Raw genomic sequence first — 24,339 nt, 5'->3', positions numbered from 1 at the left:
ACTTTTTTATTATTACTTTTTTAAATCTTTGATTAACTGTTCAAATAAGTTCGAATGCTGACGAATATAATTTTCTCCATCCTTTATTAATGCATTAATGTTGTCTGGTGTAGCATTATCCATTTGTGGATCAGCAATATTTAATTCAGGTTGAAACCTATAATATTTCAAATAAGGATCAGTTTCCACTAAACTATTCAACTGGATATCAACCTCTGTTACTTTTTCTTCGATATCGTCATACATATCTCCTTTTAACTTACCAGTACCAAAACTTAACAAGATGATTCGAGTATTTGGATATTGAATATGAGCGATATCATAAGCGATTTTGCTAGGATTTTTGGCCGCCATAATTCCATCAATCAATTCATAGTTATCCAATCGAACTGAAGGAAAGTAGCCTGGTACTGCACTACAAGCAGATAACGCTGTGCTTAAATTTATTGTTTTTACCAGCGGATTTGTATGATCAAAAATAAAAGGTTTACGTGAAATCTTATCATAGCTTACAAAAGCGAAATGAGTATCTAACTGACCTAATTTAATATTTTTAAACTTTCTTTTGAGGACTAATTTTAACCCTTCAGATTGTTCGTGCCCTGGATTAGATAGATTAAATAACTGTGGCCCTTTCAATTTATAAAGATTTAAAAGATCCTGGATAGAAAATAAATACTTATCCTCTTCTTTTACAATCAATCCCGCTGAAATAATAGCACCAGTTGAAGTCCCCGCAATTAAACTAATTTCTTTACTCAGGTCTTCACAAATTTGCTGTTTCATCAATAGGTTATTCAAATGATCGAGTAATAGCAAAGGTAATACACCTCTGATACCACCGCCGTCTATAGACACAACAATTTTTACATTTTCATTAAGCATGATATGAATATAATCAAATTCTTAAAGAAAACCTATTGTTGAATTTCAAATAGGCTATCGCACCCTTAAGGTTCTTCCCAATCTTAATATCGTATTGCTGCTAATATTGTTTAAGCGACAAATTTGACTAATGGTGGTCTTATTCCTTCTTGCAATATGTCCTAAAGTATCTCCTTTTCTAATCCGGTAATAAGCTTCAGTTTTAGCAGCGGAAAAACTTGGTGCAGCCCCAGGATAAAATAACCCTTTGTGGATAAACAAATTTTCATCAACGATACGTTTATTTTTAAAATCAATAACCTCTTCAGGGTTAATTGGGGCATCATAAAAGCGTGTTTCAAAATGCAAATGAGCTCCATAAGAACGTCCAGTATTTCCTCCTAGTCCAATAGGATCTCCTGCTTTGACCCATTGATTAGGAACAACTAATAATTCTGATAAATGCGCATAGAAGGTTTCTAAACCATTGTAATGTCGAATAACAATCAAGTTTCCAAAACCAGATTTATTGTATTTTGAATATCTAACTTTACCATCAAAAGCAGCAACCACAGTGTCTCCTGTTTGCAGGTCAATATCAATTCCGTTGTGATATCGGCCTCTTCTGTAACCATACCGAGAAGTTACTTTTCCGTCAAACGGCATAACAAAATCTGAATATACAGAATCAGTAAGACAAGTCCACAAAGTATCATTGAGTTTTAATAAATCGTTCTTTCGATTAGAAGAGTAACACAAATCGTTATTCCATGGCCATTGAAAGTTTAAAATCGAATCGTTCACAAAATAATTATGAACGTAATCATTAAGTACGCCATCAAAATTAATATCCTCTAAATACTCCCAAGTTCTATTTTCGTAAATTATCATTTTACCGTTCGGGGTATCCAATGTATCTTTAACCTTTTGAGCAATAACAACTTGTATTGATACGCAAAAAAAAGATAGAATAAAAATGAATTTCATTTAGATAATTTTTTAACTCAACTACATTGAGAACACAACAAATTTAATTTATTTCTGCTAACAGCGAGAAAAACTAGGTAATGTTCTTCTAATCTATTTTATGAAAATTGGTCTTCAAATTCTTGAATCGCGTAACTCAGTTTCATTTGTGCCCCTTCCTGAGATCCAAAAAATGATTTTAATACATCGCCAGATCCATTCATCAAAATCCAATGTGGCGTTCCTTCACACCCAAAGTAATCATATAAATCATGAAAATCTTCTCTATAGATTTTAAATGGAGGAGCTTGATTTGTAAATACTGACTTGATTTCTTCAACTGAAATTGGCGTTGTTTTGAAATTGGAATGTAGAATAATCAAATTAACTTTCTCGTGATTTATGTTCAATTCATGCGCAAGTGGTAGAGCTCTTCCCGTACAACCTAAACAATTGGTATTGTAAAAGAGAAGCAGATTCAAATCCTCTTTATTCAATAATTCAGGAAGAAGGAATGTATTATTGTTTAGATCTTTTAAGATTACAGAAGAAAGAGTCATGGTACTGTTAAGGTTTAGAATATAAAAATACTATTTATTTTATTTGAACCGTTATTTTAGAAGATGCTGCCTCCGACAGATTAAGCACTTTTCCATTTATTTCAACTTCAGTTGATAAATCAAATTCAAATCGTTCAATTACTTTAACGGTTAACCCAAGTTCTATATCATACTTATCTAAGTACTTTAAAAAAGATGCGGAACTATCGGCTACACCAATGATTAATGCGACTACACCAACCTCTAAATCGATTAATGTTACGGTTTCTTCTCTCTTTATGATTTCTCCATTTTTATCTGGTATTGGGTCACCATGTGGATCAAATTTCGGAAAGTTTAGGAACTCATCTAAACGATTGGTCAATTTAACAGATTGAATATGCTCTAATTGCTCAGCTATTTCGTGTACTTCCTCCCATCCAAAGTTTAGTTTTTCAAAAAGAAAAGTCTCCCATAATCTATGTTTACGTATTGTCTTTAAAGCTGCTTTTTCGCCTTCTTTTGTCAGTTCACATCCCTTATATTTTTCATAAATAATTAAAGATTTTTCTGAAAGTCTACGCACCATATCCGTTACCGAACTTGCTTTTGTTTCCATTCTTTTAGCTAAATCATTTGTTCCAACTGGCTTTTTGATTTTAGCATGTAAGTAATAAATAGCTTTTATATAATTTTCTTCACTTTGGGTCAAATAATCCATATTTCCAATTACTAAAAATTAAAATATAAAACTATACAAATAAAATGAATGGCATAAAAAAAGCTGCAAATTAATGCAGCTTTTACAATATTATTTATCGGATTACTTTAGTAAGTTGACATAACCATTGAACATATATACTTGGTCTGTATCAAAATCTAAAGCTCTAATTTTCCATACATAAGTACCTTCAGGAGCTATTTTATTATTATAAGAACCATCCCAAGCACCTTCTGGATCATGAGATTCAAATACTTTTTCACCCCATCTGTTGAATACTTCTAATTTGAAGTTATAAACATCCACTCCAAGAATAGTCACCTTCCATTTATCATTTTGTCCGTTTGCATCTGGAGTAAAAGTGTTAGGTGCAAATAAAGTTACTTCATTTTCAACACGTACTAATCTTGTCAAAGAATCAACACACCCAAAACTATTTTCTACAACTAAGAGAAGTGGGTGATTTTTTATTTCTTCTGGATACTCAAAACTTGGATCTTTGAGTGTTGAAAAATCAGGTTTAGCCCCTTCTGCATACCACTTGTATGAAACAATATCGTTACTTGATTGACTAAAAACATCTACAAATGGTTCGTAAAGAGTAACAGGGTTTGGATTAATATAAAAACTAGGTTTTGGATAAGGATATCCTTCAATTAAATCAGGATAAGACTTTTCATATTCACAACCTCTATCAGATACTAATTTTACATCAACATCATACAGACCTTTATAAAAAGTATGTGTGGTAGAATTGAGACTACCAATTGTATCTGTATCTCCATCACTATATTTCCACACAGTATAATCAATTGTTTCGGTTGTATTTGTAATATTATCAAAGTTCACTTCTACTGGAAAACAAGCTCCCGTCGTATCTGGACTAATCATTGGGTCAACTTCACCTGGATATTCAACATTTACACATTGCGTAACGGAAGGAGATCCACAAGCTTCAGTTAGCGTTACACAATACTCCGTAAAAGCGGTTGTTGGTGTAACATAAATAGTATCTGAATTTCCTACAACATTACCGTTAGATTCCCAATTAAAGTTATACGCACTACTTCCACCAGAAGCGTTAGCAAATAACATTACGGAATCACCAATACAGATTACAGTGTCTTGAGATAAAGCACTAAATGAAAGTGGATCAGGTTCTCCTAAAGTTATGTCTTCAGAGGTTACACACCCCTCATCGTCAGTTATGGTCACCGTGGTTGTTCCTACATATAAATCATCTGCCAACGAAGTTGTAGAAGCTGAACCTGTCCAACTATAACTATATGGAGGATTACCATCTGTCACATTTACTTCAACAATTCCATCATTAGCACTATTACAAGTTACGTCATTTTGATTAATTACTTGAATATCCATACCAGGAACTTCTGTCACGGTAACGGTCACTGTATTAGAACATCCTACATCTGAAGTTACTAAACATTCGTATGTTCCAGCCTGTAACCCAGTAGCCGTACTCGTTGTTTGATTCATTGGATCGTTCCATTGATAAGTAACATTTCCGATAGGAGGATCCATAACCACAGTAGCGGTCCCATCTGAACCTCCAGGACAAGAAACTTGTGTTGTACTTGAAGGATAGTTAGCTGGTGTATCTCCAACGGTTACTGTTGTTGTAGACATACATCCATTATCATCTGTCATCTCAACTGTATACGTTCCACTACTCACGTTATTAACGGTGGCAGTTGTTGCATTTCCTAAACCTGGCCAATTAAAAGTGTATGGTGCGTCTCCTGAAGTAGCTGTCGCTGTAACACTACCGATACCTGCAGAACACATATCGTCTGTTGCTGTTGCTGCAACACTAGAGGTTAAACCTGTAATAAAAGTTGTATCTGAAACGGCACCAACTTGTGAATTACAGTTTGCCCCCGAAACAGTCAAAAAGTATCCCGTTGTTCCCTGTTGTATATTGTTTATATTTATAAAACCATTGTTATACGGAAAAGTTTGCCCATTTGTATTCTCCCATTCAAAAGTTGCAGACCCCGAAACAATTAAATGATACGGAACATCTGAGATTCTATAATCGCTTGTGTTTGTTGGAGAAACTGGTGTAAATAGTTTACCGTCGTTAACGGCAGTCCATTGCGTTACATTTCGACCAGGAGTAATATGCGCTATGGAACCATCATTATTTTGTATCCCTTGAATAGCCTTTCCTCCATTCCAACCTGCGTTTACAGTTTTGTTAGAAATGTGCATTTCTATTGTGTTACTTGTTTCATGTAAAATTATAGACATATAGTTACAGTCTGTTGCATTAAACATTGGAATATTAACATAAACAACATAAAAAGACCTATTAGGAGCTGTACCAATTGTTTCATATAGTATTTGACCACCACTATTTGGATTAATATCAGAATAAGCTACCATCACAGCATTGTGTGCATCGTCGAAGCCCGCATCAGGTAAACTCGTTAACCCAGCAAAAGAATAAGCGTTATGCGTTGATGCATGAGACAAATCAAATGAAATTAAACCATTAGACCCAATAACAACTTGATTATAAGTATTTCCATAAAAATCAAAATTAAAGCCTATTGGTATTTGATTTGACCATCTGTCATCACTTAAGTTAACAGAAGTAGGATTTGTTAAAACGGATCCTAACCCACCTGGAATTTGTAATCCACTACAACTCTCCAAGACCAAACTTTCACCTTGGCAGACAATGGTATCGTTACCTAAACAGATATCACTCTGAGCATTAACTGTCAGTGTGAAAAATGATAAAATTCCTATGATAAACATTCTAAATTGCATCAATACTATTTTTTGTTCTTAAATAATTAACGCTTCTTATTCAGAAAGGTTGTTTATTTAATATAATTAATTTAATTATTTTTTAATATAAAACTGTAAACATTGGATATATACGCTTCATACCCCATAAAAGTAGGCACATTACTATGTGAAGCACCTTCAATTGCAGACTTCAATTTCCACGATTTTATATGGTTTTTGTAAACAACTGCACCATGCGTATCAAAAGAAAGGAAGTCATCATCAATACCATGTATCCAATACAATGGAACACTGCATTTTTTCATTTGTTCAGCGTTATCAATTTTTAAATTTACAAAATACGAAGCTGGCATATTCAAAACTGCAGCATCTTCTACCATCACTTCGCTACTGGCAAAAGGTGCTTCTAAGATGATTTTATTAGGAACCAATTCAAATGGTTTGTCTCCAACTGCCTTACTTGTTGGCGCACTCCCCAAAGAATATCCATACATAACAAAACGTTCTTCAGTTAAACCTTTACCTTTTAACCAATGTATTGCACCTCCTGTTGCAGCATACATGTTTTTTTCCGTTGGCTGACCTTCAGATAAGCCGTACCCAGGGTAATCAAACATCAATACACCATAATTTCCTTGTCCTCCAACATGACTTAAAAGCTTTTGTCGTGGCCAGTAATTATCCATATTTCCTTTATTACCATGACAATATAAAATTACTGTGTCTGTTGCAATTGCCGAAATTTCTCCTACAAAAATTGCGGAAATTGATAATTCTTCTCCTTCATCCAATATGGTATATTCGAATTGGTGAATCTGTTCTTCCGGTACATAAAAGCTATTAGGCAAATCTAATTCTGAATCTCCAGAATAACTATCCAGGTAATATGCATCAATATTATTATCGTTATTGAAAAGAAAAGAATCTAATCGTTTTTTGCATCCTGTAAACAGCACAACAACTACCAATAAGAATAAGCTTATTTTTCTCATCTTTTTAAATTTAAAACTTTCTGATTAATCCAAAATATAAACCAGTGGCACCTTTCTTTCCTGTCAAACTAATGTAATCTAAAACAATATCCTCATTCGAAGTAAAAGGAGCAATTAATTTAATTTCAGTTTTAAAAGTCCACCTCTTCCAGTTTAAATCATGTCCAATATTTAACATCGGAACGACAAAAGTTTGTTGCTCCTCATTGTGGGCTCTAGTTTTATCCAATTCATACCAAGTTCCAATACCAGCATACAATAAATTTGCAGCAGGTTTCCCTCCAGAAGTCAATAGATCGTCTTGTTTGAGTGCTTTAAAATTATACTTAAAATAATAATGTGCATCTAACTTTGGCCAAAATTTAATTTCATTTTCAAACACATCCATCGCTGTGTTAAATCCTAATATTGCTGATGCTCCATGCTTTTTGTCCCGACTTCTCCAAAAGCCGTATGTACCATTAACTTCAAATTGGGCAACTCCAAATATTGCAGCAGTAGAATACCAACTACCATGTAGAGTTAAGTTATTGCTTATTCCTCTACCATAGGTAATAGACGAAAATGGCATTGGCATAGGAGCTACACCAGGTATATTTACCAGTGGACCTCCCAAATCAATAGCTACAGCATTTTCTCTTTTCTTCAAGGGTTCAACAAATCGTGCTGGACCGCATGCTGAAAAGAAAAACACTAATATCAAAAGTGTAAAAGAAAATACTATTTTACTCATCGTTGCGAAAATAAGGAATTTATGTAAAAATCGAGCTTTTAATCAGTTAAAGTTAATTCTTTTGTAAAAAAATGACACATTTTAAGTGCAAATTATATTTTTTGGTATTTTGTGAGCAATCCAATAAAATTGAAATATGTTAAAAATTGACATGCATACGCACATCATTCCTAAAACCCTGCCTGATTGGACAAAGAAGTTTGGTTATGGTGACTTTATATTCTTAAAAGAACGTGATGATGGAAAAGCAGACATGATGCAAGGTGGTAAGTATTTTAGAACCATTAAGGAAAATGCTTGGGATGAAACACTTCGAATCGATGAATACCAAAACTTCAACACACAAGTTCAGGTAGTATGTACTATTCCCGTTCTTTTTTCATATTGGGCGAAGCCACAAGACGGTTTGGTAGTCAGTCAGTTTTTAAACGATCACATTATTGAATTGGTAAATAAATACCCTAAAAATTATATTGGGCTAGGTACAATACCAATGCAAGATACTGACCTAGCCATTAAAGAATTAGAAAGAATTCAACAACTAGGGATGAAGGGAATTCAAATAGGCTCAAACATTAATGGTTTAAATTTAAGTGAAGAGCGTTTTTTCCCAATTTTTGAGAAATGTGAAGCTTTAGGTTTAGCCGTTATGATTCATCCATGGGACATGATGGGTTTTGATGAGATGCGCAAATATTGGTTGCCATGGCTAGTTGGAATGCCTGCAGAAACATCTCGTGCTGCTTGTTCGTTAATATTTAGTGGCACCTTGGAAAAATTACCTAACTTGAGGGTGTGTTTCTCCCACGCAGGAGGTTCTTTTATACCTACAATTGGAAGGATAGAACATGGTTTTAATTGCAGACCTGATTTAGTTGCCATAGACAACAAAGTAAATCCAAGAAAGTATCTAGGTAAATTTTGGATTGATTGTATAACACATGACATAGAAATGTTAAGTTATATGTTAAAAAAACAAGGCAGCAAGCGAATTTGTCTTGGCTCAGACTACCCTTTTCCTCTAGGTGATTTAGAGATTGGACAATTTATAGCCGATAGTGAATTTTCACAACAAACAAAAGAGGATATTTTTGCTAATGCTGCCCTAGAATGGCTTGATTTAGATAAAAAAGATTATATTTGATTCAATTAAAAGTGATATGAGATTATTAAATTTAGGACTTTTTGCTAGTATTTTATTTTTTGGAATAAGTTGCAGCAATAGTCAAAAAGTAGAAGCGAAAGCTTCAGACGCGACAATGAACGATTCAAAAAAATCAGAACTTCACCCGATTATTGAATCAGTTGATTTTTATGCTAAAAACGAGGAACAAGGATGGAAACTTTCCATTATATATGATGAACAAATTGTTTTTACTGATACTAAAAATGAAATTTCTTATGTTTCTAAAAATTTAGTAAAAAATGTAGCACAAGGTGCAAACGTAATACAGATTTCTAGTCAAAACGAAACGCACCTTATAAATGTTAACATCGATATTGTTGATTGTATGAAATCAGGCAAAAAAATTAATATCATGTTGCGTAAAATCGATGCTAAAAAAGGAAATGATTATTCTGGCTGTGGTTTTTATAGAGGCACACCTCAATTACATGATATTTGGGCTCTGCACTCTATAAATGGCAAAGAGATTAAAGCAGAACAATTCCCAAAAGAATTACCACACTTTGAATTTAATCTTACAACAAAAAAATGAGTGGCTTCGCAGGGTGTAATCAAGTAAACGGAAACTTACATTTTTCTTATAACAGAATTAAGATTAGCGAACTTGTGTCAACACGTATGTACTGTGGAGATGCATCGGATATTGAAAACCAAATTTTAGGTCTACTGAGAAGTGAGCCGTTTTATCGAATAGACGGTCTATACTTAACTTTAGAAACCACCAAAGGAATTATTAAACTTAAAAAAGTAGATTAATGTCAACAGAAAATAAACCAGCAAAGACAAGTCAACAAGAATCATCAGAAAAAGTAAATTCTTCTACAAAAAAACCATTTTGGAAGAAACATTTTTTAAAATTACTACTACTCCTATTATTAGTTGTAAGCGTTGCTTGGGGATATTTTCAAAATAGATCTACAGTTTCACAATATGAAAAAAGAATCACTGAACTAAAAGAGACGCATACTGCTGAATTAAAAGAAATGAAAACCGCGCATATCAAGCAATTAACAAACACCTTGATACTCGCCGTTAGAAGTGAATTGATTGCAGAGAATGTCAATCAAGTGAACAAATACTTTGAACAGACATTAAAAACATTTGATGTTGAAAAAGTTATGCTCGTTGATCGAAAAACAAGTGAAGTAATTTTAAGTACCAACAAAAAGGACGAAAAAACACAGTTTACGAACAAAAAGTTGGTGGAAGCTCAAGAAGCCCTCAGTCATACCTTCGAAGGACACACTTATGCAGCAGCACCGGTAATGGGCTATAGTTCTCAACTAGGTGTATTGATCATACAAATAGATTAAAAAGTTATAACGATAGAGATTCTTTAAAGATTATAAACGCTGACTTTTCAGTCATTTAGAAGAATATTATTCTCTGATTTTACCTTAATTCCAAATTACTGATATTAAGGGCCATCACCATCTTTTTACGAAGTGAATTGTAAATACCAAGAAAATAAAGACACGATTACCCTAACAGTTCTATGCGATTATTAAGAATAAACGGGTTAAGAAATCACAACCCCCTAGTAATATCAATAACCTAAAGCTCTTTTGCGTTCAACCATATTCTTTGGAATCATTATTGTAAATACAACAATAAAAACAATTATGGAATTACAAGAATTGAAAAAACCGATTTGGAAGATAAAACAAGAAAAGCGTAAACAGGTATCATTCGATGAGGCTTTTGAGCAGCTAGGAGCAAATGGTGAGTTTTTAAACGCTAAAAAAATAAAGAAAGAAATTATATCTCCTACTCAAAGAATCAAACTCCACGATCAAATAAAATGATCTAAGGAGTGATTAAAGGTTGCTCTAGCAAATAATAGTCAATAAATTCACGAACACACCCCCTGCCTCCTTTTGATTGCAACACTAAATCTACATTTTCTTTAACAACAGGAACTGCATCTGAAGGCGCTACAGAAAAACCAACACTTGTCATGACCTTCAAATCATTAATATCATCCCCAATTATCCCCACCTCCGAAAGGTTTATGTTAAGTTTTTCACACCATTCATTTAAAATTTGAAGCTTTGGATCTCTTCCTACATACAAATGTTCAATTTTTAAAAGTTCAGCGCGCGCTTTTACCATCTCTAGTTTAAATCCAGATGAAATAATCCCCACGTCTACCCCTATTTTTTTAAGGGCCATAATCGCCATTCCATCCTTGGCGTTATATTTTTTAATTTGATCACCATTTTCAGTAAAAAACATTCCAGCATCGGTCATAACACCGTCAACATCAAGAATAAGTAATTTGATCTTTCTTGCTTTTTCTTTATCTACCGATAAGTCATAAGCCATTAAATTTTGAAAATCAATGTTTTCTTCATGACAAAACAACATTAAATCTCCCAAAGTGAGATCTGCAACTTTTCGTGCATTATGAGCAGCTAAGAATGCTTCAAGCGTAGTATTTCTACGATTTAATAATGCCTTAAGATTGGAGGATAGTAATTTCATCAAACTATTTTATAGCCTACACTTGCAGCTACAGGTGATATGGCAGATTTTAACTCAATAAACTGTTCATGTGTTAGTTGTTGGGCTGCATCCGATTTAGCTACACTTGGATCTGGGTGTGCCTCGATCAATAAACCATCAATTCCCATCGCAACACAAGCCTTTGCTAATTTTTCAATACCATATCGGTATCCTAGCGCATGACTTGGATCAAGAATGATAGGCAAATTGGTATGCTCTTGCAAATAAGCTACGCCACACAAGTCAAGAGTAAATCGTGTTTTGGTTTCAAAAGTACGAATTCCACGTTCACATAAAATGACTTGATGATTACCACCAGACAATATAAATTCAGCGGCTTGAACAAACTCCTGTAAAGTAGTACCAAAGCCTCTTTTCAATAAAACAGGTTTATTAATCTTTGCACAGGCACGCAAAATCCCCTGATCATACATTGCTTTTGCTCCAATCTGAATAATGTCACTATGTTCAATTACCTCATCTACATGAGTTGCATCTCGTACTTCTGTAATTACTTTTAACCCGTGCTCTTCCCTCATTTGTGCTAACAATTTCAGGCCTTCCAAACCTAATCCTTGAAAACTATAAGGGCTCGTTCTCGGCTTATAACAACCTCCACGTAAAGTAGTAAGTCCTTGTGATTTTATCAATCGTGCACTTTCTTGAATTTGATCTAAAGATTCTACAGAGCATGGTCCGCCAATCAAGATTGTATTCTTGGTATTTCCACCAATGGTTAAATCTCCAATCTTTATTGTCCGAGTTTCCGCCTGAAATTCACGCGATGCCAATTGCATGTCATTATCAAAAACCCAATGTTTGTCTACCTTACCTTTAAGTGAATCTGGCACTTCTTTAACAGAAGAAGAAGTAATTAAATGTTGTGATTCTTGATAATTAATATGAAAAGCTTTATGTTTTTCGGCTAATTTTGAAGCCTCCTTTTCATCTATTGAAGTATTTAATTTTAAAATCATATTTCACCTTTTATTAAGTTTACAAAGGTAACAATTCCTTCGGCTTTATTATCTGAGTTAATTACTGGTAAATACATTACCGGAAAACTTTGTTGACGAATAAGTTTCAACATATCATCTACATTCGCCTCTGCATCAATTGTTATTGGATTGTGATTGATCATTTCAGTAACCGCCAATCCTGCGATATCTTCAAAATTCTTAATCATTGATTTGCGCACATCAGCATTGGAGATTATCCCTTCAAATTCACCCTCTTTTTCAATAATTGTAAAACCTAACCTCCCTTTATCAATGGATTCCAACACTTGTTTAAAAGTCATGCTTTCCATGGCCACAATTGGACATTCCTTATGTGGAATCATAAAGTCTTTAATTTTAAATTGAGATTGAATGGCGCGTTTTGTAAGATCCATCATTGCTTGTCCAACACTCGCTCCTTTAAATAAAAAGCTGCCTGAAACGGAAGAATGGACTCCCATATTGCGTAAAATAAAAGAGACTTCTCCATTAACACCTCCATCCACATGCACATTTTTCTGTGGATACTTCTTCTTAAATTCTCTAATTTTACGAAAGTTTTCTGCGTCAAAAACCCCACCACTTTGGCCTGGAATGGTGGCCATAAAAAGTACAAAATCAAACGAACTGTACTCATCAAAAGCAGAAATAGGTGTAGGTGTTATCAAGGCTAATCCTTTTTCTCCTTTAATGTCTTCCGGGATATTGAGCGGTTCATTTAATTGCTCATATTGAAAGGTTACAAATTCAACAGGGCAATCTCTGAGTGGTTGAAAATATTTCTCTGGTGTTTCTGTTATGATATGTAAATCAATGGGTAAGTTACACCAATTTCTAATTTGTTTAATATCATCAAAAACACTTAAATCATCATTACAATCTACATGAAGCATATCTACTTGATGTGCTTCTAAATCTTGAATAGTCTCTTTTAAACTTCTATTTTTATCGGAATATATTGATCCTGAAATTTTCATATTTATTTTTTTAAAATCGGGCGGAAGGTATTATCTGTTATTAAAATCTTTGTTTTGACATGAAAGACTTCTTTGCTTAGCTCTCGTTCTAAATCTTGCAACAAAGCTTCTTCAGTAATTGTCAAATGATCACTATGAAACTCTTCATTTTCAATTAGTTTTACGATTATTTGTCGTTCTTTTTTTTCTAATTGAATGGTTTGTTTTTTTGTCCCTATAAAACCGTTACTTTTCCAAAAACGTGCGAACTCCAAAGCCTTTTCTTTGGGTACTTCGTCGAGAAAATAAACACTTAAGTTTTTAGTATCTATACGGTCCCCCATAGATATTCCACAGCCAATAATTAGCAAACTAAACAGAATAAAGACTAAAATGTTTTTCATGAGTTTCAAAAATATAAAGATAAATCTTAATACTTCTAGAAAAAGAAATTAAATATGGAATATTTCTTTGATGAATACTTCAGGCAAAAAAAGTTTATTCAAAACTAAAAAAACGACCTATCCACCAGGTCGTTTTTAATTCTTTATATTTTCATTAGGATTAAATCTTCTTAATCCAACCGAATCTATCTTCGATTTTCCCGTACTTCATGTTGTCTAATTCTTCCACAACTTTTTTCGAGAAAGTACGTTTTTCTTCACCTGGAAGATTATATTCTTTTCCTTTGTAGCCGATCATTTTTACAGGGGCAATAGTTGCTGCAGTTCCTGCTCCGAAAGCCTCTGTCATTCTTCCTTCTTCGATAGCTTCTACAACTTCTTTTACAGAAATTTTGCGCTCTTCTACTTCCATCCCCCAGTCTTGGGCAACTTCAATAACACTTCGTTTGGTAATTCCTGCCAAAATCGTATCAGACTCTTTTGGTGTAACGAGTTTTCCATCAATAACGAATAGAATATTCATTGTTCCAGCTTCCTCTACATATTCATGAGTATCAGCATCTGTCCAAATCAATTGATGAAAGCCTTCATCCTGTGCTAATTTTGCTGGATATAAGGAAGCTGCATAGTTACCTGCTGCTTTTGCAAATCCAACTCCACCGTGAGCAGCACGCGTGTAATCTTCTTCAATTTTCAAGTTAATTGCCTCGGTGTAATAAGAACCTACTGGACAAGTAAAAATCATGAAACGGTAAGTGTCTGAAGGTTTAATTCCAGTATATCCGTCAGTTGCAAACATAAATGGACGAATGTACATTGAATTGGTATCCTTCTTAGGCACCCATTGTTCATCAAAACTCAGTAACTCATTCAAGCAAAATAAGAAAAGCTCTTCTGGAATATCTGGCATACACATTCTTTCTGCCGATTTTCTAAAACGTTGTGCATTTTTCTCTGGCCTAAATGTCACAGGATCTCCATCAACTGTTCTATAGGCTTTCATTCCTTCAAAGATGGATTGTCCGTAGTGAATTGCAGATGTAGCTGGATGCAATGATAAGTCTTCAAAAGGAACGATTTCTGGTTCTCCCCATTCTCCGTCTTTGTAATCCATGATAAGCATGTGATCTGAAAATAACTTCCCAAAAGGAATATTATCCCAATCCACTTCGTTTATTTTACTATTCTTCGTTCTTGTTTTCTTGATTGTATATTGTGATGTTTCCATATTTTTTTTTGATATGTTGCGAATATACTGATTTTTCGATAGATTGTCTAACGACTCGTTATATTTACTACATAAAATTAACTACTTTTGTCTTATCAGATGACTTATAATATCCACAAAAAAAACCTTAACAATACGTAAATTTTCAAGCATTGACAGCAACAGAAATTCTAAAGAAATATTGGGGCTATGACAGCTTTCGAATGCAACAAGCAGACATTGTTCAGAGTGCAATTAATGGTCATGATACTTTTGCTTTATTGCCTACAGGCGGTGGTAAATCCATTTGCTTTCAGGTCCCTGGAATTGCAAGAGAAGGAATTTGTTTGGTTATCTCTCCTTTGATTGCGCTTATGCAAGACCAAGTAAACAACCTAAAATCTAAAGGATTAAAAGCTGCAGCGATCACTTCAGGCATGTCTAGAAGAGAAATTGACATTATTTTGGACAATGCTAAATTTGGCGGTTTAGACTTTCTTTATGTTTCTCCAGAACGTTTAAAAACTGATATTTTTATCGCTCGTTTTAAACAAATGAATGTTTCTCTAATCGCAATAGATGAGGCACATTGCATTTCACAATGGGGACATGACTTTAGACCTCCTTACTTAGAGATTTATAAGTTAAGAGAAATTCATGAATCTGTTCCTATGATTGCCGTAACGGCAACTGCAACACCTGAAGTTCGTGAAGACATTATTGCGCAACTTCAAATGAAGGAACCCAAATATTTTGAAGGTGACTTCGCCAGAGACAATATTTCTTATGAAGTATATGCTGTCGAAAATAAGAGAAATGCAATTTTAAGAGCATGTAAAAGATTTAATGGTACTACGGGAATCGTTTATTGTCAAACCAGAAGAGAGACCAAAGAAGTGGCCAGATTGCTCATTGCTCACAATTTCTCTGCTGGAATTTACCATGGAGGTTTATTAGCAGAAGAAAGAAACAAAAAGCTCGAGGCATGGCTAAAGGATGAAATTAGAATCATCGTTGCAACTAATGCATTTGGAATGGGAATAGACAAACCTGATGTCCGTTTTGTTTTACACTATGAAATTCCGAATAATATTGAAGCTTATTTTCAAGAAGCAGGCCGAGCAGGTAGGGATGGAAAAGCCTCTCGAAACATGGCTTTTTATGCGCCTAGTGACCTTATCAAACTTCAACAGCGTATTGCGAAACAATTCCCGCCAATAGATTTTATTAAAACAGTTTACAGAGCACTCTGTAATCATTTTAACATTGCCATAGGTTCAGGGCTTAACGAAAGTTATGGACTCGAAATCAAAGATTTGGTTGCAAAATATGATTTTGAACCATTAAGCACATATAACGCTTTAAAGATTTTAGCGCTTAACGGATCAATTCTTTTAAATGAAGCCGTTTTTCATCCTACAAAATTAAAATTCATTGTAAGCAATAAAACACTCTATAATTTTCAATTAAAAAATGAAAAATACGATCCATTAATTTCTTTTTTATCACGTGCCAACCCTGGAATTTTTTCAAATTATTATCAACTTAATGAAAGTAAAATAGCACACCGCTTAAAGAAAACTAAACCCCAAATTATAAAAGAATTACAATACTTAGAAAGACAAGGTTTAGCAGATATTTCTTGGCAATCTGAACTTCCTCAAGTTACACTTTTGCATGAACGTTTACCGGATGAATATATGCAAATTGATAAGAAGGTATATCAAAACAGAAAAGATACTGCTTACAAAAAACTTAAAGCCATGCTGAATTTTGTGCAAGAACCTACTTGTCGTTCTATTCTTTTGTTAAAATATTTTGGTCAGCAAGGAGAAGCATGTGGAAAATGTGATGTTTGTCTAGCTGAAGAACGATCAAATTATACTGCTGAGGAACTACAAGAAATAATCCTTAGTTTATTAAAAGAAAAAAAACACAGTTTAGATGAATTGCTAAGTGCAATAAAAGGAGTAGAACGCCCTAACCTTACTGGACTTTTAAACTGGATGATGGACGAGGATATGATTAACTATGACGACGGTGTTTTTTATTTAGAATAAATCATTTTTAAATTTGCATACAATGTTGCCAAATCTCTAAAATCGCTTTTCTGTATTTCAAATGGTTTTATACCGAAAAACATATTATGATTTCTTCAGTATCAAAACTTGAAGTTCCATTTAATTTCTTCTTTCTTATCAGAATACGATTACAGTTTTTTTATACTACTTGCAGTATAATATCGATGAAATGTTCAAATTAAAAATCAACAACATCATAAGGTTTTTGATTAAAAAACAGTTTTTCAAAGTAATGTTTAAAAGCAATGCCCTCAAAGTAGAAAGAAAGAATTTGTTGATATGTTAAGCCTTTACTAGCCATATTCATTGCACCTTCCTGACACAATCCAACTCCATGACCAAATCCTCTTCCTTTCAAAACTACATATTGACCTTCTGGATAACACGAAAAAAAAGTTGATTTCAATTTGAAATGATACCTTAAATCACGCAGCGGAATTCCTAAACGTGGACTTAAATAAAAGGCTTTTCTATCTTGTTGGGTAAAACGATAAATTACAGCCCGATACGCACTATCTTCAATCGGATAAAAATAATTATTAATTAAAAACTTTCGCCAAGCAACTTTTGGAATACGTTTTTCCCATTTTGCTTGACGGGTATAAATACAAAATGTATCCTTAAATGGCTGTAAGTATGGAATATTTTCTCGCCACACATAATCAGAGCTACTCGTTTGACCGCCGCAATTGGCATGAAAAAAACCTTCTACCAATTGATTTTTTACAGTATCCTCAATATAAATTCCCTCTGTAGCCTTTACCGCTTTTCGAATATCATCTGTGTAAATCAATTTATTGTGATAAGCCTGACAATGCACCTGATCACACAGGTTAAATCCTTCCGCTTTATGTCTATTCAAATATTTTAGAGCATACGTACGTGAAATTACGGCTTGGGCTTTATAATACTCAATGTGTTTCCCGCCTCCTCCTTCAGACTCCACTACTCCACCTAAATAGTTATTGTAAGAAACCTTATTGACAATCGTGAGTCCTTTTTCACCAGAAAAAACAGAGAAAGCATCGTTATATTTTCTTTCTCTAACGATAGGACTTCTAGGACGCAACCGAATAATATGATTTTTAGCGGTTGGTATCAATCGAACTTGATCAAACAAACCTAAGTGATTAACTCCTTTTCTTAATTCAACCTTGTCTCCTTTTTTTATAACTGAAATATATTCATTTGGTAATAAAGCCCCGTAGGAAACTGAATCTCCGTAAATCATATAACTACCTTTATTGTAGGAAAAATCAATATGATAAATATTATGCCCTCGATATACACCGATATTTATATCGTTTCCTGAAACAGCTAGTGAAAGAGCAAAAAATATAAACAATAAAAGATATCGATTCATGCTACGAAAATAGTACTTTTTTTAAGTGTTAATTGTCAATGTTGTCTGTCAATTGCAAAAGTACTTCTTTCGCTGCAGTAGCACTCGCACCTCCTTCTCCTAGAACTTTCAACAATTCAGTATAGTCCGCCTTCATTTTATCATGTTTTTCTGCTCTAGGTAAAATCAACTTTAACTCTTGTTCTATTTGCTTTGCATTGCACTCATTTTGAATCAACTCCTTAACTGCTTCTTTTTTAAGAATTAAATTGACTAAACTGATGTAATCAACTTTAATTAAGCGCTTTGCAATATGATACGAAATAGCAGAACCTTTATAACAAACCACCTCGGGAACTTCAAACAATGCCGTCTCCAAAGTCGCAGTTCCAGAAGTTACCAATGCCGCTGTGGCTATGGTGAGCAAGTCGTAAGTCTCTCCATAAATAATTTTAACATTTTCGGAACTTTCCAAAAATGGTGCATAAAAAGTATCAGGCAAGGCTGGCGCTCCTGCTATCACAAATTGATAATCATCAAATGCGGATAAACTATCTAACATAATTGGAAGTAAAGTATTAATCTCTTGCTTCCTACTTCCGGGTAAAAGCGCAATTACAGGACGCTCATCCAAACTGTGTTTAGCATACAAATCAACTTTTTCAGCCTTCGATTTAAAAGATTCTATGGCATCCAAAAGCGGATGTCCTACGTAAGTAACCTCCATGTCAAACTTGGCATAAAATTCTTTTTCAAAAGGCAGAATAACCATCATTTTATCGACTACCTTTTTGATTTTGTGGACACGGTTTTGTTTCCAAGCCCAAACTTGCGGAGAAATGTAATAAATCACCGGAATATCATGTGCTTTTGCCCATTTTGCAATTCTTAAATTAAATCCAGGATAATCAACCAAAACCAAAGCATCTGGCTTATATTCTTCAATGTCTTTCTTGCAAAACTTAATGTTCCCTAAAATGGTTCTCAGATTTGCTACCACTTCAATGAAGCCCATAAAAGCAAGATCTGCAATATGTTTAACTGGTTTTCCAGCCACTGCAGACATGTGATCTCCACCCCAAAAACGGAAGTCAATATCATTATCTTCGCGTCGTATTTCCTTCATTAAATTGGAAGCATGAAGATCTCCCGAAGCTTCTCCTGCTATGATGTATAGTTTTTTCACAATAAAATTAATAAAGCAACAATTACCGTTAAAACAATCGTTACAGCAACTAAACCAGTCGTAAACCGATCCCATCGCCATTGAAAATTGGTAAAATAAAACAACAAAAGATTAGGTATAATAGGAAAAATAAGCAAGGAATTTCGATTAGAAGAGCTTGACGCCATAAAACTAAACACTTCATTTATGGTCCTTTCTCCATGTTTCCATTGCCAAAAAACAATAAAGCCGATGATTGGCAAAACAACTCCAAATATGAGACCTACCGCACGATGATCTAACTTATTTCCTAATTTATTAATCACTCCCATTTTATTTTTATTCTGTTTAATTTTTTAAAACTCCCACTCCGCTATTTCGCTGATCGTATGGTAAGCCGTCATATCAAATTGTGTAGGCACAACACTTACAAAACCATTATCCAGCGCCCAGATATCGGTATCTTCACGCCAATCATCACGATTAAACTCACCTTTCAACCAATAATAAGGTTTTCCAAATTGATCATGTCGTTTATCAAAACTGTCGTTCCAATACGCCTTTGCTTGTCGACAAACTTTAATTCCTTGAATCTCCTCCGTCTTTAGTTGCGGAATATTGACATTCAAACAAATGCTTTTAGGAAAATCACCACCTAATGCGCGTTTCACAACTTCCTTTACCGCCCATTGCGAACCTGTAAAGTCTGCATCTGTATCAAAATCTAAAAGCGAAAACCCGATTGAAGGAATGTCCTCCATCGCACCTTCCACCGCTGCCGACATTGTTCCAGAATACAACACATTTGAAGCACTATTTTCACCATGATTAATTCCAGAAACCAACAAATCAGGTTTGCCTTTTATAACCTCAGCAATAGCAAGTTTCACGCAATCAACCGGCGTTCCCGTGCAGGTAAAAGCATTATACTCTTCATACAAAGGCGAAGGATTCAATCGCAAAACATCATTTACCGTTATCGCGTGTCCCATCCCTGACTGAGGTTTATCTGGCGCAACAATCACGATATCACCAAAAGGCTCTACCGCTTCAATTAAACTCTTCAAACCTTTCGCTTGAATACCATCATCGTTAGTAACCAAAATCAACGGACGTTTTTTCGACATTTCTTTCATTTTTGATGAGTTGCGAAAATAAACATATCTTTTGTGAATGTGTGTTTTGTAGAAAGGAATTTCAGTTTATCTAATTCATTTTTTGGCCACCAATTCCGCCTACAACCTAAAGTTTATTCCTTCTTTTTGGCAGTCAATGCAATTTGTGGGAGCTTCACAAGGTCGCTCCACAAATTCACTTGCCTTGCAAAACAAAAAGAAGTTCACAAAGCTACCGGTTTTCGTCGGGGTGGAAATCGAAGCTTCGTGTTGGAATATTAAGCGTAGAATTAAACGTTTATTATACGTATAATTATTCGGGTAGGAAGTGGGTTAAATATTTTACTTTTTTTATAATCAATTGAAAAGACCTGTTGTAGTTGAGGTTTTGTGTTGAAATTAATGTTATATTTGGTGGGGAAATATATAGGTGATATATGCGTAATTGCGTATAGCCAATTGTTGGGGCTAATGTAAAAAAAGACAAATGGAATATATAATGAACAACTACGAATGGATATTTAGTGGAATTGGAGTAGCCTTAATTGGTTGGATAATTATTGCATTTACCAAGAGCAAGAATAAAAAGACCAACAAAACAAATCAAACAAATAACAATGTAATTACCATAAACAATGGAAATACAAGTCACTCGGAATCGACACAACATTCAAAGTCAAAAGACTTACAACGTAAAGAAGACTACCGCATATTGTTTATAGACGACAATCACACGGATTTCAAAATGGTTTCAATTCTAAAGAAAGCAGGTTGGACAAATACCAAAGCTATTAAAGACCTCACTGACCTTGACGACATAAAAGCAAGAGAAGCTTCAATAATCTTTGTTGATATAAATGGTGTAGGAACACAAATGTTTGAAGATCAGGGCTTAGGCCTCGCAGCAGCTTTAAAGAACAAGTATCCAAAGAAAACTATAATTCTATACTCCGCTGAACCCACAGGAGACCGATTTGACAAAAAACTAAAGAAAGTTGATGACTCTCTCCCAAAAAATGCTGAGCCGTATGAGTTTATCAGTCTCATTGAACAATACAGCAATATTTCATAAAATGAAACACCTCCAAGTTTTAAGTTCTTCGGGAGAATTAATCGTAGATAATTTAACTGATAATTGCAGGAGTTGCCTAGCAAACTGTGATTTTGAAGGTAGACAAATCACTGATTGTCCTGAATATGGGGGAACACGTAGACAAGGGATAAAGTCAACTAGTAAGTGTCAAACTTTTTTTTGCTGCGACAAAACGAAGACAACCAAACTTTTCAAAGGTAAAATAGAATCTTTATGCTACTCCTACCCTGACATACGCCTTCCTATCGAACAAATAAAAGCGGAAGAACAAAAAAAGGTTAATCGACTAGTGCATAATTTGACTTCAATAAACGCACATAATATTCAAGAAATCTACGACTTAGTCCCACAAGATGTATTAGCTCAAAATTGGAAAAGTCAACTAAAATATATCAAAGAAGAAATTACTAAAGACCCTGATAAAGCAGCTTTGATGTTCCTTAGAATAGCAAAGCATAATACACATATGAAATCTGAGTTTTCAATTTATAAAAAGATTGAAAAGGATGAGCAATCTCAACTTGAAAAGAGACAGCACAAATTAAGAAATGTGTTGCTAAATACTTTACATACCTTTTTTTCTGATTTCTCAAAAAGAGATGTCTATGTTGAAGTTACTGACTTCTTTTTTCAATTAAGATTTGACTATGAAACGATTCAAGTTGCTTTTTATCACTTACTCGAAAATGCAGCTAAATATACCTTTCCAAAGTCCAAGGTTACGGTCTCCGCAAATGAAAATGGAGAGTTTGTCAGCTTGATATTTGAAATGACTAGCGCATATGTTTCGCCTGAAGAAAAAGAAGAAATAATGAAAGAAGGCGTTTCGGGTATTATGGCTCGCAAGATGAATGCAAATGGAGATGGAATTGGTATGTGGCGTATCAATCAAATGATGGAAATTAATGATGGGAAATTCCATGCCGATTTCGGACCAATAAAAACAAGTAAAATGGGTTTTGACTTTGCAGATAACAGATTCGAATTAAAATTTAAAAAACACTAGCCACAATCGAGTAGACGGGTGACGACTTAAAAGTCGCCACTGCGCCTCTCACACCACCGTACGTACGGGTCTCGTATACGGCGGTTCGTACCTTGAAGGGTTAAGCGATAAATGACCGCCGAAGGCAGTAGCGGAGCTAACTTCCAACATTGCTACATAACCACGCTTCTTCAGCCTTGAAATAGTGATTGTTGTCAATAAAATAGGACTTTGTGCGACTGCCCATCCTCCCATTATTCATTCTTGTTTATTTTTATTTGTATTCATGATTCACTTCGTTTAATTCGGGTTAGTCTAAATGCGTATGCATGGTCTTGGTCAACTCCCAATCGAATACAAAGCTAGAAACTACCGATTTAAACAATACAAAACCAAGTTATGTAAAACCTGTCCTGTTCGCAGTGAGTGTACCACTTCAAAAGTAAACGGAAAAGTTATTCAGCGCTCTGAATTTACTCAAAACATACTGAACAACGCCAAACGTGTGGCTGAAAACATTGAACTATACAAACAACGGCAAGCATTGGTTGAACATCCTTATGGAACCATAAAAAGACAGTGGGGATTTGATCACATCATGACCAAAAAAGGACTTCAAAAAGCAGAAGCAGATTTTGGTTTAATTGCATTGGCTTACAACTTAAAAAGAGTGCTGAATCTGGGAGTTACAGCCAAGGAAATAGTCAAATATGTGCTAAATCGGCTCAAAAAGCGGTTCTTTTTACCCAAAACCGCTCTAAAAGTGCTAAAGTTTCATTTTTACAAATCATTAGCTTTGGGGTTGAAAACGCTGTAAATCATCGAAATTTTCTTATTTTTATAGGATGAATTGGTGGTTATGAGACAGACTGCCGTTATCAACAATAATAACACGACAAAACAATGAAAAAATTAATCTTAACAACCATCATTTTGACCCTTATAACAATTCAAGGGTATGGACAAAAACAGTGCGACATCAAGACTCATTATGAAGACTTCATTTCGATTCAGAAATCCATTTACAATGAAAAAGCTTATTTGACAAAGGGAGTTATTGAAACGCAGAAGAAAAGTTGTTTTTCAGATTTAGTGAATAATAACCCTATGTTCATCGATTACTTACTGACAAACTTTTCATCAAATGCAAACTACCAAAACCTCTTAGACTTACCCGACAGTATAGCAATTAGAAACAGGTATTTCAATGACCTTAAAAAGGACAGTTTATTTAATTCTGTTATGACGGATTTAGTTAATAAGACAATTGACAAGACGACACCCAAAGACAGAATTTCTATGGATAAATTGCTAAATGTGGCTGTGAAATACTTTTCAATAATGAGACTTACTGACGAAGGACATTATGTTGGTAAAGTTTGTGTTGGCTTAAACGACATTAAGAAGACAGAAAGTGAAAGGAAACCATTTATTGAAGCTTTTTCATTTTCATCAATTTTTAAACATTACCAAAGTGAAGAGTATAGTATGTATGATGAATTTGTAAAGGCAATAAAAGAACTGTATAAAGTAAATCTCGGAATAGACAAAGACGAAAAATTATTACGAGCTCAGGGAGCGATGTTTCTACTAATGAGAAATAATGAAAACCTGAAAAAGATGTTGAAAAATGAATACGAAAAACAAAAAGACCATTTACCTTTCGTACTGACAGACAATTAATTACTGTTGCTAACAGGCGTTTGGCT

The 24,339-nt window shown here is 34.3% G+C and carries 25 protein-coding genes and 1 pseudogene; 10 read left to right on the top strand and 16 right to left on the bottom strand.

Annotated features, from left to right (window positions below; all coding sequences use genetic code 11):
* Positions 1–12 precede the first annotated feature (12 nt).
* The 7 genes from CW751_RS12280 to CW751_RS12250 form a co-directional block, all read right to left on the bottom strand.
* The gene (locus tag CW751_RS12280; RefSeq protein ID WP_101335320.1) at positions 13–885 is read right to left on the bottom strand and encodes a patatin-like phospholipase family protein; all 873 of its coding nucleotides are present in this window, start codon (positions 883–885) and stop codon (positions 13–15) included.
* 54 nt (positions 886–939) lie between these two features.
* Positions 940–1,851, bottom strand: coding sequence for a M23 family metallopeptidase (locus CW751_RS12275; RefSeq protein WP_101335319.1), 912 nt, complete (start codon positions 1,849–1,851; stop codon positions 940–942).
* Positions 1,852–1,949: 98 nt separating this feature from the next.
* On the bottom strand, positions 1,950–2,390 hold the full coding sequence (locus CW751_RS12270; RefSeq protein WP_101335318.1) for a hypothetical protein: 441 nt from the start codon (positions 2,388–2,390) through the stop codon (positions 1,950–1,952).
* Between the two features lie 34 nt (positions 2,391–2,424).
* On the bottom strand, positions 2,425–3,090 hold the full coding sequence (locus tag CW751_RS12265; RefSeq protein WP_317045817.1) for a metal-dependent transcriptional regulator: 666 nt from the start codon (positions 3,088–3,090) through the stop codon (positions 2,425–2,427).
* 102 nt (positions 3,091–3,192) lie between these two features.
* Positions 3,193–5,886: a T9SS type B sorting domain-containing protein gene (locus CW751_RS12260; protein WP_101335317.1), complete on the bottom strand. Its 2,694-nt coding sequence runs from the start codon at positions 5,884–5,886 to the stop codon at positions 3,193–3,195.
* Between the two features lie 71 nt (positions 5,887–5,957).
* On the bottom strand, positions 5,958–6,860 hold the full coding sequence (locus CW751_RS12255; RefSeq protein ID WP_101335316.1) for an alpha/beta hydrolase: 903 nt from the start codon (positions 6,858–6,860) through the stop codon (positions 5,958–5,960).
* 10 nt (positions 6,861–6,870) lie between these two features.
* Positions 6,871–7,593, bottom strand: a complete 723-nt coding sequence (locus tag CW751_RS12250) for a hypothetical protein (RefSeq protein WP_101335315.1) — start codon at positions 7,591–7,593, stop codon at positions 6,871–6,873.
* A gap of 136 nt (positions 7,594–7,729) precedes the next feature.
* Between CW751_RS12250 and CW751_RS12245 the strand changes: the two genes are divergently transcribed.
* The 5 genes from CW751_RS12245 (at position 7,730) to CW751_RS12225 (ending at position 10,584) form a co-directional block, all read left to right on the top strand.
* Positions 7,730–8,737 carry an amidohydrolase family protein gene (locus CW751_RS12245; RefSeq protein ID WP_205677827.1) on the top strand — a complete coding sequence of 336 codons (1,008 nt, stop codon included), beginning with the start codon at positions 7,730–7,732 and terminating at the stop codon, positions 8,735–8,737.
* A 16-nt stretch (positions 8,738–8,753) separates the two neighbouring features.
* Positions 8,754–9,311, top strand: a complete 558-nt coding sequence (locus CW751_RS12240; RefSeq protein ID WP_101335314.1) for a hypothetical protein — start codon at positions 8,754–8,756, stop codon at positions 9,309–9,311.
* Positions 9,308–9,535: an META domain-containing protein gene (locus tag CW751_RS12235; protein ID WP_101335313.1), complete on the top strand. Its 228-nt coding sequence runs from the start codon at positions 9,308–9,310 to the stop codon at positions 9,533–9,535. Before CW751_RS12240 ends, CW751_RS12235 begins: the two co-directional genes overlap by 4 nt.
* Entirely contained in the window at positions 9,535–10,092 is a 558-nt protein-coding gene (locus CW751_RS12230) for a hypothetical protein (protein ID WP_101335312.1), read from the top strand. Before CW751_RS12235 ends, CW751_RS12230 begins: the two co-directional genes overlap by 1 nt.
* A 309-nt stretch (positions 10,093–10,401) precedes the next feature.
* Entirely contained in the window at positions 10,402–10,584 is a 183-nt protein-coding gene (locus CW751_RS12225) for a hypothetical protein (RefSeq protein ID WP_101335311.1), read from the top strand.
* A 1-nt stretch (position 10,585) separates the two neighbouring features.
* Here CW751_RS12225 and CW751_RS12220 read toward each other — a convergent pair whose 3' ends face one another.
* The 5 genes from CW751_RS12220 to CW751_RS12200 all read right to left on the bottom strand — a co-directional run bounded on the left by CW751_RS12220 (position 10,586) and on the right by CW751_RS12200 (position 14,870).
* Positions 10,586–11,263: a KdsC family phosphatase gene (locus tag CW751_RS12220; RefSeq protein ID WP_101335310.1), complete on the bottom strand. Its 678-nt coding sequence runs from the start codon at positions 11,261–11,263 to the stop codon at positions 10,586–10,588.
* On the bottom strand, positions 11,263–12,261 hold the full coding sequence (gene aroF / locus CW751_RS12215; RefSeq protein ID WP_101335309.1) for a 3-deoxy-7-phosphoheptulonate synthase: 999 nt from the start codon (positions 12,259–12,261) through the stop codon (positions 11,263–11,265). Before aroF ends, CW751_RS12220 begins: the two co-directional genes overlap by 1 nt.
* A complete protein-coding gene (locus CW751_RS12210) occupies positions 12,258–13,259 on the bottom strand; it encodes a CBS domain-containing protein (RefSeq protein WP_101335308.1) in 1,002 nt (333 codons plus the stop codon). The genes aroF and CW751_RS12210 overlap by 4 nt, the downstream gene beginning before the upstream one ends.
* A 2-nt stretch (positions 13,260–13,261) precedes the next feature.
* Complete coding sequence (locus CW751_RS12205; protein WP_133122212.1) at positions 13,262–13,642, bottom strand: hypothetical protein; 381 nt, start codon at positions 13,640–13,642, stop codon at positions 13,262–13,264.
* Positions 13,643–13,802: 160 nt separating this feature from the next.
* Entirely contained in the window at positions 13,803–14,870 is a 1,068-nt protein-coding gene (locus tag CW751_RS12200) for a branched-chain amino acid aminotransferase (RefSeq protein ID WP_101335306.1), read from the bottom strand.
* Positions 14,871–15,022: 152 nt separating this feature from the next.
* On the opposite strand from CW751_RS12200, the gene CW751_RS12195 reads away from it, so the two are divergent.
* Positions 15,023–16,909 (top strand): RecQ family ATP-dependent DNA helicase, encoded by a 1,887-nt coding sequence (locus tag CW751_RS12195; RefSeq protein WP_101335305.1) that lies wholly within the window; start codon positions 15,023–15,025, stop codon positions 16,907–16,909.
* A 199-nt stretch (positions 16,910–17,108) separates the two neighbouring features.
* Here the strand turns inward: CW751_RS12195 and CW751_RS12190 are convergent, their stop codons facing one another.
* The 4 genes from CW751_RS12190 to surE are packed head-to-tail and all read right to left on the bottom strand — an operon-like array spanning position 17,109 to position 20,564.
* On the bottom strand, positions 17,109–18,293 hold the full coding sequence (locus CW751_RS12190) for a SpoIID/LytB domain-containing protein (protein WP_101335304.1): 1,185 nt from the start codon (positions 18,291–18,293) through the stop codon (positions 17,109–17,111).
* A 28-nt stretch (positions 18,294–18,321) separates the two neighbouring features.
* Positions 18,322–19,461, bottom strand: coding sequence for a lipid-A-disaccharide synthase (gene lpxB, locus CW751_RS12185; protein WP_262484533.1), 1,140 nt, complete (start codon positions 19,459–19,461; stop codon positions 18,322–18,324).
* Positions 19,455–19,763 (bottom strand): hypothetical protein, encoded by a 309-nt coding sequence (locus tag CW751_RS15330; RefSeq protein ID WP_133122211.1) that lies wholly within the window; start codon positions 19,761–19,763, stop codon positions 19,455–19,457. Before CW751_RS15330 ends, lpxB begins: the two co-directional genes overlap by 7 nt.
* A gap of 30 nt (positions 19,764–19,793) precedes the next feature.
* On the bottom strand, positions 19,794–20,564 hold the full coding sequence (gene surE / locus CW751_RS12180; RefSeq protein ID WP_101335349.1) for a 5'/3'-nucleotidase SurE: 771 nt from the start codon (positions 20,562–20,564) through the stop codon (positions 19,794–19,796).
* Between the two features lie 475 nt (positions 20,565–21,039).
* On the opposite strand from surE, the gene CW751_RS12170 reads away from it, so the two are divergent.
* The 4 genes and pseudogenes from CW751_RS12170 (at position 21,040) to CW751_RS12150 (ending at position 24,313) form a co-directional block, all read left to right on the top strand.
* Positions 21,040–21,624 carry a response regulator gene (locus tag CW751_RS12170; RefSeq protein ID WP_101335302.1) on the top strand — a complete coding sequence of 195 codons (585 nt, stop codon included), beginning with the start codon at positions 21,040–21,042 and terminating at the stop codon, positions 21,622–21,624.
* Positions 21,581–22,651 (top strand): histidine kinase, encoded by a 1,071-nt coding sequence (locus tag CW751_RS12165; protein WP_240612579.1) that lies wholly within the window; start codon positions 21,581–21,583, stop codon positions 22,649–22,651. The genes CW751_RS12170 and CW751_RS12165 overlap by 44 nt, the downstream gene beginning before the upstream one ends.
* Positions 22,652–22,985: 334 nt before the next feature.
* A pseudogene (locus CW751_RS12155) lies at positions 22,986–23,447 on the top strand (transposase); the annotation flags it as partial.
* An 86-nt stretch (positions 23,448–23,533) separates the two neighbouring features.
* Complete coding sequence (locus tag CW751_RS12150; protein WP_101335300.1) at positions 23,534–24,313, top strand: hypothetical protein; 780 nt, start codon at positions 23,534–23,536, stop codon at positions 24,311–24,313.
* Positions 24,314–24,339: the final 26 nt, after the last annotated feature.

Origin of the sequence: Brumimicrobium salinarum (genome assembly GCF_002844555.1) — a bacterium.
GTDB classification, from domain to species: domain Bacteria; phylum Bacteroidota; class Bacteroidia; order Flavobacteriales_D; family Crocinitomicaceae; genus Brumimicrobium; species Brumimicrobium salinarum.
The sequence above is the reverse complement of the archived record's forward strand: the minus strand, read 5'-3'. Positions and strand labels throughout refer to the sequence as shown.